The organism is Streptomyces sp. NPDC092952 (assembly GCF_044754785.1).
Classification (GTDB): Bacteria; Actinomycetota; Actinomycetes; order Streptomycetales; family Streptomycetaceae; genus Streptomyces.
On sequence record NZ_JBIVPT010000027.1, the window covers coordinates 22,465 to 37,102 of the forward strand.

A 14,638-nucleotide genomic window follows, 5' to 3' on the forward strand; every position below is an offset into this window, starting at 1 on the left:
GGACTCCCCTGCGGACGGCCCGCCGGGCGGACCGTCAGCCCGAGACGCTCGCGCGGCCGTTCTCGATGTGCCCCATCAGCCGGCGGCGGAAGACGTCGTCCCCGTCGACGGTGACGGCCAGGTCGTACCAGCCGTGCGCGTCGGCCGCGGAGTGCACCACCGTGCGGCTGCGGCCCGGCTTCACCTTGACGGTGCGGGTCCAGTCGCGCAGGTCCGCCTCCTCGACGTAGCCGAGCGGGCGCACGGTGAAGGTGAGCGTGGTGCGGCCGGTGTTGCGCAGGGTGAGGTGGATGTCGCGCTCATGGGCGTCGATCCGGGAGGCGACCTCGGCCGTGCCGTTCCGCGCCGCTCCGGCGAACTCGCGGCGGAAGCCGTTCGGCCCGGTGACCGTGAAGCGGTACGCCTCCCCGGCGACGGGCACCGTCCACCGCGCCTCGCCCTTCACGTCCCGGTGGACCGGGGCCGGGAACTCGCCCGCGTACGGGTAGAGGGCGAAGTGGGCGGAGGAGCGGCCGGTGTTGCTGAGCACCACCCGTACCGCGCCGTCGACCAGGCTCGCCCGCGCGTCCGGCTGGTAGGGCAGCGGGCGGGCCGGGCGGCGGCCGGGCTCCTGCTCGGGCATCCGCTGCACGGCGGGCGGCTTGGGCGCCCAGCGGCCGCTGAACGGCGGGATGGCGCCGGGCCGCTCCACCTCGGGGCGGCGCCGGGCGCGGGTGAAGTCGAAGGCGGAGGTCAGGTCGCCGGTGACGGTGCGCCGCCAGGCGCCGATGTTCGGCTCCTTCACCCCGGTCCAGCGCTCCAGGAAGCGGATCACGGAGGTGTGGTCGAAGACCTCGGAGCAGACGTAGCCGCCGACGGTCCACGGGGAGACGACCAGCATCGGGACCCGGACGCCGAGGCCGGTGGGCTTGCCCTCCCACTGCTCCTCGGTCACCTCGGCCGGGGCGACCGGCGGCGGCACGTGGTCGAAGAAGCCGTCGTTCTCGTCGTAGTTGATGAAGACCGCGGTGTGCCGCCACACGTCGGGGTGCTTGCCCAGGGCGTCGAGGATCTTGTAGACGATCGTGGCGCTGTGCACCGGCGAGGAGACGCTCGGGTGCTCGGAGTCGACGGCGGAGGGCACCAGGTAGGAGACCTCGGGCAGCGTCCCGGCCGCCACGTCCTTGGCGAACTCCTCGGCCAGCTTCCCGGTCTCCACCCGGCGCAGCGCCCGCTCGAAGAGGCTGCGCTCGGCCTTGTCCAGGGTGGCGACGCCCTCCTCCAGCAGCCCGAACAGCCGCTGCCGCTCGGCGTCGCCGGCGTCGCGTATCGCGGAGTAGAACGACTCCATGTACGTGTGGCCGCCGGTCCGCGCCAGCGCCTTGCGGGCGACGGCCTTGAAGGTGGCGAAGAACTCGATCTGGTTGTCGGTGAAGTTCTCCCACTCGGTGTACGTGCGCCAGCTGTGCCCGGCCTTCTCCAGCCGCTCGGCGTAGGTGCCCCAGTCGTAGCCGGGATGGGTGCCCTCGTCGTACGCGTCGTTGCCGACGGCCCGCTTGCCGTTCGGCTCGTTGCCGGTCTTCCCGCTCCAGAGGTGGTTGCGGTTGGGGCTGGTGGAGGAGTGGATGGAGGAGTGGTAGGCGTCGCAGACGGTGAAGGTGTCGGCGAGCTCGTAGTGGAGCGGGATGTCGCGGCGGTCGTAGTACGCCATGGTGGCGGCGGTCTTCGCGGAGACCCAGCCGTTCATCCAGCCACCGGCCCACGCCTTGCCGCCCCCGCTCCAGGAGTGGTCGAGCGCGCCGATGTACTGGAGGTCCTTCTTCTGCGCCTCGGCGGCGTCACGCACCGGGAACGGCAGCACGGAGGCGCCCGCCGGTGCGGGCTGCTCGAAGACCGGCTTCCCGCCGGGCAGTTCGACGGCGTTGCGGTCGCCGAAGCCGCGTACGCCGCGGAGCGTGCCGAAGTAGTGGTCGAAGGACCGGTTCTCCTGCATGAGGATCACCACGTGCTTGATGGCGCCGAGCCCGTCCCGGCCGCCCGCACCGGCCGCGTGGGCGGGCTGTGCGGCGATCGCGGCCTGGAGCGAGGGCGGCAGCAGCGACCCGGCTGTCGCGGCGCCGAGCGCGCCACCACCGATCGCGAGGAGCCGACGCCGTGAGATGTCCGTGGTCAAGTGGGGCCTCCCGAGTCCTGTCGTTCAGCCCGGAAGCTAATCCGGCCGGGTGGCGGGCGGAAGGACTCGGGACGGCTGCGCGGTGAACGTCCAACAGGTCGGCCGGGAAGTCCAACCGGGTACGCGGGCCGTCTCACACCCCGATCAGCCGCAACGACCCCCACAGCGCCACCGTGGACGCGACCAGGGTGGCCGGTACGGTCAGCAGCCCGAGCCGGGTGAAGTGGCCGAGTTCGGGGGCGATGCCGTGGGCGTGCAGGATGCGGCGCCAGAGCAGGGTGGCGAGCGAGCCGACGTAGGTCAGGTTCGGGCCGAGGTTCACGCCGATCAGGGCGGCGAGCAGCGGTCCGGGACCGGCCGCCGCGACGACCGGGAGCAGGGCGAGGATCGCGGGCAGGTTGTTGATCAGATTGGCGAGTACGGCCGCCACCGCGGCCACCGCCAGCAGCGCGGGCAGCGAGGAGCCGTCCGGCAGGAACGCCTCGATGCCCGCCCCGAGCCCGTTGTCCACCACGGCCCGGACCACGACGCCCAGCGCGAGGACGAAGAGGCAGAACAGCGGGTGGGCGGAGCGGATGATGCCCGTGACGGTGGTGTCGCGGCGGGCCAGCGCCCGGCCCCCCAGCACCGCGGCGCCCGCCAGCGCCGCCCAGAGCGGCTCGGCGCCCGCGAACGAGGTGGCGACGAATCCGGCCAGGGTGAGGGCGAGGACGACGAGGGTGAAGACGGGGACGGGCCGGCGGTCCGCCTCCGGCTCCGGCGGGTGTGCCCCGGCCGCCAGGTCGTCGGCGAAGAACCGGCGGAAGACGGCGTACTCCACGGCGACGGCGGCCGCCCACGGCAGGGCCATCAGCGCGGCGAACCGGGTGAAGGAGAGGCCGCTCGCGGTGAACGCCAGCAGGTTCGTCAGGTTGGAGACCGGCAGCAGCAGGGAGGCCGAGTTGGCGAGGTGCGCGCAGGCGTGGACGTACGGCCGGGGCCGGGCGCCCACCCGGGCCGCGGTGGCGAGGACGACGGGGGTCAGCAGGACGACCGTGGCGTCCAGGCTGAGTACGGCGGTGATCACGGCCGCGACGAGGAAGACCCCGCCGAGCAGCGGCCCGGTCCGCCCCCGGCAGGCGCGGGCGACCAGATCCCCGGCAGCCGTGAACAGCCCCTCGTCCGCGCAGAGTTTCGCCAGGACCAGGATCGCCGCGAGGAAGCCGACGACCGGGAGCAGGCTCTCCACCTGGGCGCGGGCCTCGGGCCAGGAGACCGCGCCGACGGCGGTCACCAGCACGGCGGCGGGTACGGCGACGGCGGCCTCGGGCAGCCCCCGCGGGCGCACCACCGCGAAGACCAGCACGCCGAGCAGAAGGGCGACGGAGACGATCTCGGCGGTGACGGTGTTCAGCGGACCCTCCGGACAGGTGAAGGGGCGGCACACCCCAGTGGGTGCGCCGCCCCTCGAAGGACGTACGGATCAGCCCTCGACGCCGAGCTTCTCCAGGATCAGCTCGCGCACCCGGGCCGCGTCCGCCTGGCCGCGGGTGGCCTTCATGACCGCGCCGACGAGCGCGCCCGCCGCCGCGACCTTGCCGCCGCGGATCTTGTCGGCGATGGCCGCGTTGCCCGCGATGGCCTCGTCGACGGCCGCGGAGAGCGCGCCCTCGTCCGAGACGACCTTCAGGCCGCGCTTCTCGACGACGGTGTCCGGGTCGCCCTCGCCCGCGAGGACGCCCTCGATGACCTGGCGGGCCAGCTTGTCGTTGAGGTCGCCGGAGGCGACGAGCGCGGCGACCCGGGCGACCTGCGCCGGGGTGATCGGCAGCTCGTCGAGACCGCGGCCGGTCTCGTTGGCGTTGCGGGCCAGCTCGCCCATCCACCACTTGCGGGCCTGGTCCGAGGGGGCGCCCGCGTCCGTCGTGGCGACGATCAGGTCGACCGCGCCGGCGTTGAGGATGGACTGCATGTCGTGCTCGGAGACACCCCACTCCTCCTTGAGCCGGGCCCGGCGCAGCCGGGGCAGCTCGGGGAGGCCCTTGCGGAGCTCCTCGACCCAGTCACGGGCCGGGGCGACCGGCACCAGGTCGGGCTCGGGGAAGTAGCGGTAGTCCTCGGCGTTGTCCTTGATGCGGCCGGCCGTGGTGGAGCCGTCCTCCTCGTGGAAGTGCCGGGTCTCCTGCACGATCGTGCCGCCGGAGGACAGCACCGCGGCGTGGCGCTGGATCTCGAAGCGGGCGGCCCGCTCGACGGAGCGCAGCGAGTTCACGTTCTTCGTCTCGGAGCGCGTGCCGAAGGTCTCGGTGCCGTTGGGGCGCAGCGACAGGTTGACGTCGCAGCGCATCTGGCCCATCTCCATGCGGGCCTCGGAGACGCCGAGCGCCTTGATGAGCTCGCGGAGCTCGGCGACGTACGCCTTGGCGACCTCGGGGGCGCGGGCGCCCGCGCCCTCGATCGGCTTGGTGACGATCTCGATGAGCGGGATGCCGGCCCGGTTGTAGTCGAGCAGGGAGTGGGACGCGCCGTGGATACGGCCGGTGGCACCGCCGACGTGGGTCGACTTGCCGGTGTCCTCCTCCATGTGGGCGCGCTCGATCTGGACGCGGAAGATCTCCCCGTCCTCCAGCTGGACGTCGAGGTAGCCGTCGTAGGCGATCGGCTCGTCGTACTGGGAGGTCTGGAAGTTCTTCGGCATGTCCGGATAGAAGTAGTTCTTCCGGGCGAAGCGGCACCACTCGGCGATCTCGCAGTTCAGCGCGAGGCCGATCTTGATGGCGGACTCGACGCCGATCTCGTTGACGACCGGCAGCGCGCCGGGCAGGCCGAGGCAGACCGGGCAGGTCTGGGAGTTGGCGTCCTGCTTGAGCTCGGTGGAGCAGCCGCAGAACATCTTGGTCTTGGTGCCGAGCTCGACATGGACCTCCAGGCCCATGACGGGGTCGTAGGACGCGAGCGCGTCCTCGTACGGCACCAGGTCGGTGACAGTCACGGTGAAACTTCCCTCTCAGCCCAGCAGTACGTCGTCGTCGCCGAGGCGCTTGAGCTCGCGCAGCAGCAGGGCGACACCGGTGGCGATGGCGGCGGCGGAGACGACGGCGTCGATCAGCCGGAGCGTGTCGTGCTCGAAGCGCGCCTGCTTGGCCTGCTTGAACACGCCGACCGCCCCGAAGGCGGTGGTGCCGATGGACAGGTACGTACCGGCCTTGGACTTCTTGAATCCCTTGGCCTTGGTCAGTGCGCTCACAACGACGGAGCCTCCTCCAGCAGCGGGTGACCCCACTTTTCCACGAAGGCGGCCTCGACGGCGGCTCCGACCTTGTAGAGCCGGTCGTCCTTCATGGCGGGGGCGATGATCTGCAGCCCGACCGGCAGCCCGTCCTCGGGAGCCAGGCCGCACGGCAGCGACATGGCGGCGTTGCCCGCGAGGTTGGTCGGGATGGTGCACAGGTCCGCGAGGTACATCGCCATCGGGTCGTCGGCGCGCTCGCCGATCGGGAAGGCGGTGGTGGGCGTCGTCGGGGAGACGATGACGTCAACCTGCTCGAAGGCCTTCTCGAAGTCCTGCGTGATGAGTGTGCGGACCTTCTGCGCGGAGCCGTAGTACGCGTCGTAGTAGCCGGAGCTGAGCGCGTACGTACCGAGGATGACGCGGCGCTTGACCTCGTCGCCGAAGCCGGCCTCGCGGGTGAGCGCGGTGACGTCCTCGGCGGACCTCGTGCCGTCGTCGCCGACCCGCAGGCCGTAGCGCATGGCGTCGAAGCGGGCCAGGTTGGAGGAGCACTCGGACGGGGCGATCAGGTAGTACGCCGAGAGCGCCAGGTCGAAGGAGGGGCAGTCCAGCTCGACGATCGTGGCGCCGAGCGACTTCAGCAGCTCGACCGACTCGTTGAAGCGCTGGACGACACCGGCCTGGTAGCCCTCGCCGGAGAACTGCTTGACGACGCCGACGCGCATGCCCTCCACGCTGCCGTTGCGGGCCGCCTCGACGACCGGCGGGACGGGGGCGTCGATGGACGTGGAGTCCATCGGGTCGTGGCCGCCGATCGCCTCGTGCAGCAGGGCCGCGTCGAGGACGGTACGGGCGCAGGGGCCGCCCTGGTCCAGGGAGCTGGAGAAGGCCACCATGCCGTAGCGGGAGACGCCGCCGTAGGTGGGCTTGACGCCGACGGTGCCGGTGACGGCGGCGGGCTGGCGGATGGAGCCGCCGGTGTCCGTGCCGATGGCGAGCGGGGCCTCGTACGACGCGAGGGCGGCCGAGGAGCCGCCGCCGGAGCCGCCGGGGATGCGGGTGAGGTCCCAGGGGTTGCCGGTCGGGCCGTAGGCGCTGTTCTCGGTGGACGACCCCATGGCGAACTCGTCCATGTTGGTCTTGCCGAGGATGACGACGTCGGCGGCCTTCAGCCGCTGGGTGAGGGTCGCGTCGTACGGCGGGACCCAGCCTTCGAGGATCTTGGAGCCGACGGTGGTCGGCATGTCCTTCGTGGTGAAGATGTCCTTCAGCGCGAGCGGGACACCGGCCAGCGGGCCGAGCTTCTCGCCGGCGGCCTTCTTCGCGTCGACGGCGCGGGCCTGCGCGAGGGCACCCTCGCGGTCCACGTGCAGGAAGGCGTGGACCTTCTCGTCGACCGCGTCGATCCGGGCGAGGTGGGCCTCGGTGACCTGGACGGCGGTGAGCTCGCCGGAGGCGATCTTCCCGGCGATCTCGGCCGCGGTGAGCTTGATGATGATGCTGTTGTCCGTCATGTCTTCTTAGTCCTCCCCCAGGATCTGCGGCACCTTGAAACGCTGCTGCTCCTGGGCCGGGGCGCCGGAGAGCGCCTGCTCGGGGGTGAGCGACGGACGGACCTCGTCCGCGCGCATGACGTTGGTCAGCGGCAGCGGGTGGGAGGTCGGCGGTACGTCTTGGTCGGCGACCTCGGAGACGCGGGCGACCGCGCCGATGATGTCGTCGAGCTGACCGGCGAAGTGATCGAGCTCTTCGCTCTTCAGCTCCAGACGCGCCAGCCGGGCGAGGTGGGCGACCTCCTCGCGCGTGATGCCAGGCATGCAGCGATCCTCAGGGGTTGGTGTGTGGTTTCGGCCGGGGCCGGCGGCAGGTGGAAATGTGCCACCGGCCCCAATCCTATGGGGTCGCCCGCCGCGTCTTCCGCCACCTGGGCAATCGTCCGGGCCGGAGCGGGATTTCCGGTATCGGGACGGATTCCCGGGCGGCCCTCGCCCGGGCGGAGCGGGCACCGGCCCCGGGCCCCGGGCCGGTCAGGTCGCCGCGCGGCCCCGGGGGGTCGCGGGGCGCGGGGCCGGGCGGGGCGCGGCCGTCCGGGCGCCCGGGCGCTGCTCCAGCTCCGGCGCTCCCCCCGCTGCCGCCGCCGCGGCGGCCGCCGCCAGCTCGGCCGGACGCCGCCAGCCGTGCCGCCCGCGCGCCCGCAGCCAGGCCGTGGTCTCCTGCGGCGGCATCGCGGCGGCCACCAGCCAGCCCTGCACCGCGTCGCAGCGCAGATCGCGCAGCCGCTCCCAGGTCTCGTCGTCCTCGACGCCCTCGGCGACGACCAGCAGGCCGAGCGAGTGGGCCAGGTCGATCGTGCAGCGGACGATCTCCGCGTCCTCGTTGTCCACGGCGAGCCGGGCCACGAACGAGCGGTCGATCTTCAGCTCGCTGACCGGCAGCCGCCGCAGGTGGACGAGGGAGGAGTACCCGGTGCCGAAGTCGTCGAGGGACATCTTCACACCGTGCCCGGTCAGCCCGGCGAGCGTGTCGGCGGCCCGCTGCGGGTCCTCCAGCAGCACATGCTCGGTGATCTCCAGCTGGAGGGCCCCGGCCGGGACGCCGTGCCGGGCGAGCCGGGCCGCGACGCCGCCCGCGAACCCCGGGGTGTGGACGTCGCGCGGGGAGACGTTCACCGCGACCGGGACGAACAGGCCCTGGGCCCGCCACCGGGCGACCTGGGCCAGCGCCGTCTCCAGCACGTACTCCGTGAGGTGCGGCATCAGGCCGGACGACTCGGCGATCGCGATGAACTCGTCCGGGGGGACCCGCCCGCGCTCCGGGTGCACCCAGCGCACCAGCGCTTCGAGCCCGGCGACCTGCCCGTCGAAACGGACCTTCGGCTGGTAGTGCAGCTCGACCTCGCCGGCGTCGAGCGCGCGGCGCAGATCGCCCAGCAGTCCCAGCCGGTCCGGGGTGTTGCTGTCCCGCTTCGACTCGTAGACCTCGACGCCCGTACGGTCCCGCTTGGCCTGGTACATCGCCACGTCCGCGCGCCGGAGCAGCCCTTCGGCGTCCAGCGCGTGATCGGGATGGACGGCGACCCCGGCGCTCGCCTCCAGCACCAGGGTCAGCCCGTCGAGGTCCAGCGGGGAGGAGAGCTCGGCGACCAGGTGGCGGGCGACCCGCTGGGCGCTGGTGGTGGAGTCGGCGGTCGGCAGCAGCACCGCGAACTCGTCGCCGCCGAGCCGCGCGACCTCCGCGCCCCGGGGCAGCGCGAGCCGGAGCCGGTCCGCTATCTGGAGCAGCAGCCGGTCCCCGGCGAGATGGCCCAGGGTGTCGTTGACCGCGCGGAAGCGGTCCAGATCGATCAGGACCAGCGCGGCCCTGGCCCCGACGGACTCGGCCTCCTCCAGCGCCGTCCAGGTGCGCTCCAGCAGCCACTGCCGGTTGGGCAGCCCGGTCAGCGGGTCGCGCAGTTGCTCCTCGGCGCGGGCCCGGGCGATCCAGAGGGCGGAGTCCAGGGCGATCAGCGGGACGGCGAAGAGCGGCAGGAGGACCGGGGTGGTCATCGCGACGACGCAGATCAGCGGCGCGATGGCGACCAGGCCGAGCGCGACCATCCCCTGCCGCAGCAGGGCGGTCCGGGCGATGGTCGGCAGTCCGCCGCCCTGCGGGGTCCGCGCGTACCACAGCAGGACCCGGGTGACGAGGAGGTAGGTGGAGGCGGCCAGGAGGACTTCCGGGACGGCGCCGATGCCCCAGTCGAGTGGGTGCCAGGGCGAGGCGACGGTGTGCGTCTCGCCGAACGCCACGAGCACCAGGCCCGCCGCGCCGATGCCCAGGATGTCCACCGCGCCGTGCAGCAGCCCCTGGTACCAGCGGTGCCGGCGGGCGACGCCGACGAGGACGACCACCACCAGGCTGACCAGCCCGGCGGAGACCCAGCCGTAGAGCAGCAGCACGGCCAGGGTCAGGGAGGCGCCGGAACCGGTCCCTCCCCACCAGCGGTCGCGGCCGAGCGCGACGAGATGGCCGACGATGATCCCGGTCAGGACGGCGAGGGCCCAGCCGACCCGGCCGTCGGGGAAGAGCGCTTCGCTCGCGCTCACCGTGCGGTAGAAACCGGTCGCGATCTGAACGGCCGCGATCGCGATGAGAACGACCCCCACGCTTGGTGCGAGGCCGACGAAACCTTGCAGCCGCGACACCGGTGCGGCGCTCTCGGTCGGTTTCATTCCGTCCCTCTCACAGCCGGCGATGCCGATGTCACCTGTTGGTTCCGCTCCCCGCCGGCACGGCCCGGTCTCCCACCCCGCGGCCGGGCACGGCGGGTGCACGTCTCAACAGTAGGCCGCGGAAGGTGCTTACGGGCAGCGCTCGGACGCTCTTGCCCGAATGCGAACCGACCGTCCGTCAGCATCTGCTATGCACCGATCGGGTGAACCGGACACCCACCGGAACACTCGCCCCGTTCCGTCCGGTGGCGCCCCCGATCCGCCGATTCGCCCCCGGCCCGCGAGGCGCCCGCCCGTCGCCGGTCCCGGACGGGCGGCCACCGCCGCCGGCACCCGGTGGGACCCCCGCGTCCGCCCCGTGCCGCCCGGCGGCGGCGTTCCGCCCCCCGTTCCTCCGGTCATCCGCCGTGCTCCGCCGCTTCCCCGGCCGGCACCGCCGCCTCCCGCGCCGCGTCCGGGCCCTGTTCGAGCAGGACGGCGAAGCCGCTCTCGTCCAGTACCGGAACCTTCAGCTGCATGGCCTTCTCGTACTTGGAACCGGGGTTGTCCCCGACGACCACGAAGGAGGTCTTCTTCGAAACGGAACCCGTCACCTTCGCACCACGGCTCTGGAGCGCCTCTTTCGCGCCATCCCTGGTGTGGTCCGCCAGCGTGCCCGTGACGACGACGGTGAGTCCTTCGAGCGGGCGCGGCCCCTCGTCCTCCGCTCCCGCCTCGTCCTCCATCCGGACCCCGGCCTCGCGCCACTTGCGCAGGATCTCCCGGTGCCAGTCCTCGGCGAGCCACTGCTTCACCGAGGCGGCGATGATCGAACCGACCCCGTCCGCGTCGATCAGCTCCTGCTCGGTGGCCTCGTCGATCCGGTCCATGGAACGGAACTGACGGGCCAGCTCCGCGGCGGCGACCGGGCCCACATGGCGGATGGACAGCCCGGTCAGGATGCGGGCCAGCGGGGCGTTCTTCGCCGCCTCGATGGCGTCGAGCATCGCCAGGGCGTTCTTCCTCGGCTCGCCCTGCTGGTTGGCGAAGACCCGGGCGATCTTCTCCTCACCGGTCTTCGGATCGCGCTTGGGCAGCCCGCTGTCCTGGTCCAGGACGTAGGCCCGGATCGGCAGCAGCTCCTCGACGGTCAGCCCGAACAGGTCGCCCTCGTCGCGCAGCGGCGGCTCGGCGGGCTCCAGCGGCCGGGTCAGCGCCGCGGCGGCGACATAGCCGAAGTGGTCGATGTCGAGGCACTTGCGCCCCGCGAGATAGGCCACGCGCTCGCGCAACTGGGCGGGGCAGGAGCGGGCGTTGGGGCAGCGGAGGTCGATGTCGCCCTCCTTCATGGGCCGCAGCTCCGTACCGCACTCGGGGCAGTGCGAGGGCATCACGAACGCCCGCTCGGTGCCGTCGCGCAGGTCGACGACCGGGCCGAGGATCTCCGGGATGACGTCACCGGCCTTGCGGAGCACCACCGTGTCCCCGATGAGGACGCCCTTCGCCTTCACCACGTTCTGGTTGTGCAGGGTGGCGAACTCGACCTCGGAGCCCGCCACTTCCACCGGCTCGACCTGGGCGTACGGCGTGACCCGGCCGGTCCGGCCGACGCCGACGCGGATGTTGACCAGCTTGGTGTTGACCTCCTCCGGGGCGTACTTCCAGGCGATCGCCCAGCGCGGCGCGCGCGAGGTGGAGCCGAGCCGGCCCTGGAGCGGGATCTCGTCGAGCTTGACGACCACCCCGTCGATCTCGTGCTCCACCGAGTGCCGGTTCTCCCCGAAGTACGCGATGAACTCCCGTACCTCGGCCAGGGAGCCGACCACCTTGTTGTACTTGGCGGTGGGCAGCCCCCACTCGTGGAGCAGCTCGTAGGCGTGCGAGAGGCGGTCGATGTCGAAGCCCTCGCGGGCGCCGATGCCGTGCACCACCATGTGCAGCGGGCGGGTGGCGGTGACCTTCGGGTCCTTCTGGCGCAGGGAGCCGGCCGCCGCGTTGCGCGGGTTGGCGAACGGCTTGTCGTCGGCCTCGACGAGCCGGGCGTTCAGCTCCTCGAAGGCGTCCATCGGGAAGAAGACCTCGCCGCGGATCTCGACCAGCTCCGGCACCCGGTCGCCCTTCAGCCGGTGCGGGATCTCGGCGATCGTCCGGACGTTGGGCGTGATGTCCTCGCCGGTGCGGCCGTCGCCCCGGGTGGCGGCCCGGGTCAGCCGTCCGTGCTCGTAGGTGAGGTTGACCGCCAGGCCGTCGACCTTCAGCTCGCACAGGAAGTGGTGGTCGGTGGTGCCGACGTCCCTGGCGACCCGCTCGGCCCAGGCGGCCAGCTCCTCGTCGTCGAAGGCGTTGTCCAGCGAGAGCATCCGCTCGCGGTGCTCGACGGAGGTGAACTCCGTGCGGTACGGCCCGGCGACCTTCTGGGTCGGCGAGTCCGGTGTGCGCAGCGAGGTGTACGTCTCCTCCAGCGCCTCCAGTTCGCGCAGCAGCCGGTCGAACTCGGCGTCGCTCACGATCGGCTGGTCGTTCACGTAATAGCGGAAGCGGTGCTCCTCGATCTGCTCGGCGAGGAGCATGTGCCGCTCCTGGGCCTGTGCGGGCACCGCCGTCTGCTGTTCGCCGGCCATCGTCTCGTCCTCCCGTTACCCGTTGCCCCGTTACTCAGGGTTGTCCGCGAGCGATCTCGCGGCCCGGACGCAGTGGGCGAGCGCGGCGCGCGCGTAGGCGGGCGAGGCACCCGCCAGCCCGCACGACGGGGTGATGGCCACGGACTCCGACAGAGTCCCCGGATTCAGCCCCAGCCTGCGCCACAGCGTCCTGACACCCATGACGCTACCGCCCGGGTCCGACAATCCGCCCGAGGCCGGGTCGGTGCTCGGCACCACGCCGAGGAAGAGGTGGGTGCCGCCCTCGACGGCTTCCCCGATCGCCTCCTCCTCACGTTCGGTGAGCAGCGAGAAGTCGAAGGAGATCCCGCCGGCCCCGGCCCGGCGCAGCAGCGCGAACGGCACCTCGGGGGCGCAGGTGTGCACCGTCGTCGGCCCGTCCCCGGCGGCCGCGAGAACGTCGCGCAGCGTGCCCTCCACGATCTGGCGGTCCACGGCGCGGTGGGTGCGGTAGCCGCTGGCCGTCCGGATCCGCCCGCGCAGTACGGCGGTGAGCGACGGTTCGTCGAGCTGCAGGACGACCCGGGCACCGGGCACCCTGCGCCGTACCTCCGCGAGGTGGGCGCGCACCCCTTCCGCCAGCGAGCCCGCCAGGTCGCGGCAGGCCCCGGGGTCGCCGAGCGCGGCCTCGCCGCCCCGGAGTTCCAGCGCGGCGGCCAGCGTCCACGGCCCGACGGCCTGGACCTTGAGCGGCCCTTCGTACCCCTGGGTGAACTCCTCCAGGGCGTCGAGGTCCTCGCCGAGCCAGGACCGGGCCCGGCGGGTGTCGCGGCCGGGCCGGTCGCTGATCCGCCAGCCGCTCGGCTCGACGTGCCCGTACAGGTCGACGAGGAGTCCGATCGTCCGTCCGACCATGTCCGCGCCGGGCCCGCGGGCGGGCAGCTCCGCCAGGTACGGCAGCCCCTCACCGCCCGCGAAGGAGCCGGTGACGGTCTTCGCCGCCTCCCGCGCGTCTCCCCCGGGCATGGACCCGATTCCGGTGGCCGGACAACCGCTGAACCCGCTCTTCTCGCTCACCCGGAAAGACTAAGGGCTGCCCCGTGGTCCCTGGCGGATCGGCGGGCGGCGTCGGATGGGGTGCCTCGCGAGGCGGAGGGACGCCCGCCACTGATCACGGGACGGCCCTCAGGGCCTGTTCAGCGGCCCGGGCGGACCGTCAGGTCGTTGACCTCGGCGTCGCGGGGCAGGTCGAGGGCCATCAGGATCGTGGTGGCCACCGACTCGGGGTCGATCCAGCGGGCGGCGTCGTACTCCTTGCCCTCCTGGCGGTGGACCTTGGCCTGCATGGGGGTGGCGGTGCGGCCGGGGTAGACGGAGGTCACCCGGACCCCGTTGCCGTGCTCCTCGTGGCGCAGCGAGTCGGCGAGCGCCTTCAGCCCGTGCTTGCTCGCGGCGTACGCGCTCCACTCGGCGTGCGCGGCGAGGCCGGCGCCGGAGTTGACGAAGACCACGTGGCCCTGGGCGACGCGCAGTTGCGGCAGGAGGAGCCGGGTCAGCTCGGCGGGGGCGACCAGGTTGGCGTTGAGCTGGAGGTGCCAGGCCTTGGGCGTCAGCTCACCGACCGGCCCGAGCTCCACGATGCCCGCGACGTGCAGCAGCGAGTCGACCCGCTCGGGCATCCTCTGGTGGGCGAGCGCCCAGGAGAGCCGGTCCGGGTTGGAGAGGTCGCCGACGAGCGTGCGCGCGCCGGGGTGGAGCTCGGCGAGCTCCCGCGCCCGGCCCGCGTCCCGGGCGATCAGCACGGTCTCGTCCCCGCGCTCCAGCAGACGACGGGTGACGGCGGCTCCGATGCCGGATCCGGCGCCGGTGATGACATGAGTGGACATGCCCTTCATGATCGCACCCCGCCGCCCCGTCACCGCAGCCCGGACCACTCCTCAAGATAGGCCAGGGCGCCCACCCCGTCCTTGGCGAAGAACACCAGGTCGGTGAGGGGCAGGGGCAGGAAGCCCTCGTCCTCCATGCGCTGGAACTGCTGGCGCAGCCCGTCGTAGAAGCCGGCCGTGTTGAGCAGGACGACCGGCTTGTCGTGCTTGCCGTGCTTCTTCAGCTCCAGGATCTCGGTCGCCTCGTCGAGCGTCCCGGTGCCGCCGACCATGACCACGACCGCGTCCGCCTTCTCCAGGAGGAGCGCCTTGCGCTCGGCGAGGTCGCGGGCGATCACCATCTCGTCGGCGTTGGTGCGCGCCTTCGCGGCGAGGAAGTCGACGGAGACCCCGACCAGCCGCCCGCCCGCTCCCTGGACCCCGTCGGCGACGACCTTCATCAGCCCGCTCTCGGAGCCGCCCCAGACAAGGGTGTGGCCCCCTCTGCCGAGGAGTTCGGCGAATTCACGGGCGGGCCGGGTGTAGCGGTCGTCGAGGTCGGCGGCGGAGAGAAAGACACAGATCTTCATGCGACCACCGTAGGCGCCGCCGCCGACAGC

At 72.6% G+C, this 14,638-nt stretch carries 11 protein-coding genes; all 11 read right to left on the reverse strand.

The annotated features are described in order from the left end of the window. Positions 1–34 precede the first annotated feature (34 nt). Positions 35–2,152, reverse strand: coding sequence for a phosphocholine-specific phospholipase C (locus ACIQGQ_RS34020; RefSeq protein ID WP_402403517.1), 2,118 nt, complete (start codon positions 2,150–2,152; stop codon positions 35–37). Between the two features lie 133 nt (positions 2,153–2,285). Beyond that, complete coding sequence (locus tag ACIQGQ_RS34025; protein ID WP_402403520.1) at positions 2,286–3,578, reverse strand: SLC13 family permease; 1,293 nt, start codon at positions 3,576–3,578, stop codon at positions 2,286–2,288. Between the two features lie 36 nt (positions 3,579–3,614). Further along, on the reverse strand, positions 3,615–5,123 hold the full coding sequence (gene gatB, locus ACIQGQ_RS34030) for an Asp-tRNA(Asn)/Glu-tRNA(Gln) amidotransferase subunit GatB (protein WP_402403523.1): 1,509 nt from the start codon (positions 5,121–5,123) through the stop codon (positions 3,615–3,617). Between the two features lie 15 nt (positions 5,124–5,138). Then, entirely contained in the window at positions 5,139–5,378 is a 240-nt protein-coding gene (locus tag ACIQGQ_RS34035; RefSeq protein WP_402403526.1) for a hypothetical protein, read from the reverse strand. Further along, entirely contained in the window at positions 5,375–6,877 is a 1,503-nt protein-coding gene (gene gatA / locus ACIQGQ_RS34040) for an Asp-tRNA(Asn)/Glu-tRNA(Gln) amidotransferase subunit GatA (protein ID WP_402403529.1), read from the reverse strand. The genes ACIQGQ_RS34035 and gatA overlap by 4 nt, the downstream gene beginning before the upstream one ends. 6 nt (positions 6,878–6,883) lie before the next feature. Beyond that, a complete protein-coding gene (gatC, locus tag ACIQGQ_RS34045) occupies positions 6,884–7,180 on the reverse strand; it encodes an Asp-tRNA(Asn)/Glu-tRNA(Gln) amidotransferase subunit GatC (protein ID WP_007266718.1) in 297 nt (98 codons plus the stop codon). 210 nt (positions 7,181–7,390) lie between these two features. Continuing rightward, complete coding sequence (locus ACIQGQ_RS34050) at positions 7,391–9,574, reverse strand: putative bifunctional diguanylate cyclase/phosphodiesterase (protein ID WP_402403532.1); 2,184 nt, start codon at positions 9,572–9,574, stop codon at positions 7,391–7,393. Positions 9,575–9,972: 398 nt separating this feature from the next. After that, positions 9,973–12,174, reverse strand: coding sequence for an NAD-dependent DNA ligase LigA (ligA, locus tag ACIQGQ_RS34055; RefSeq protein ID WP_402403535.1), 2,202 nt, complete (start codon positions 12,172–12,174; stop codon positions 9,973–9,975). A 30-nt stretch (positions 12,175–12,204) separates the two neighbouring features. After that, positions 12,205–13,230 carry a methionine synthase gene (locus ACIQGQ_RS34060; RefSeq protein WP_402403538.1) on the reverse strand — a complete coding sequence of 342 codons (1,026 nt, stop codon included), beginning with the start codon at positions 13,228–13,230 and terminating at the stop codon, positions 12,205–12,207. 119 nt (positions 13,231–13,349) lie between these two features. Continuing rightward, on the reverse strand, positions 13,350–14,039 hold the full coding sequence (locus ACIQGQ_RS34065) for an SDR family oxidoreductase (protein WP_402403541.1): 690 nt from the start codon (positions 14,037–14,039) through the stop codon (positions 13,350–13,352). A 29-nt stretch (positions 14,040–14,068) separates the two neighbouring features. Continuing rightward, positions 14,069–14,608, reverse strand: a complete 540-nt coding sequence (locus ACIQGQ_RS34070; protein ID WP_402403543.1) for a TIGR00730 family Rossman fold protein — start codon at positions 14,606–14,608, stop codon at positions 14,069–14,071. Between the last annotated feature and the right edge of the window lie 30 nt (positions 14,609–14,638).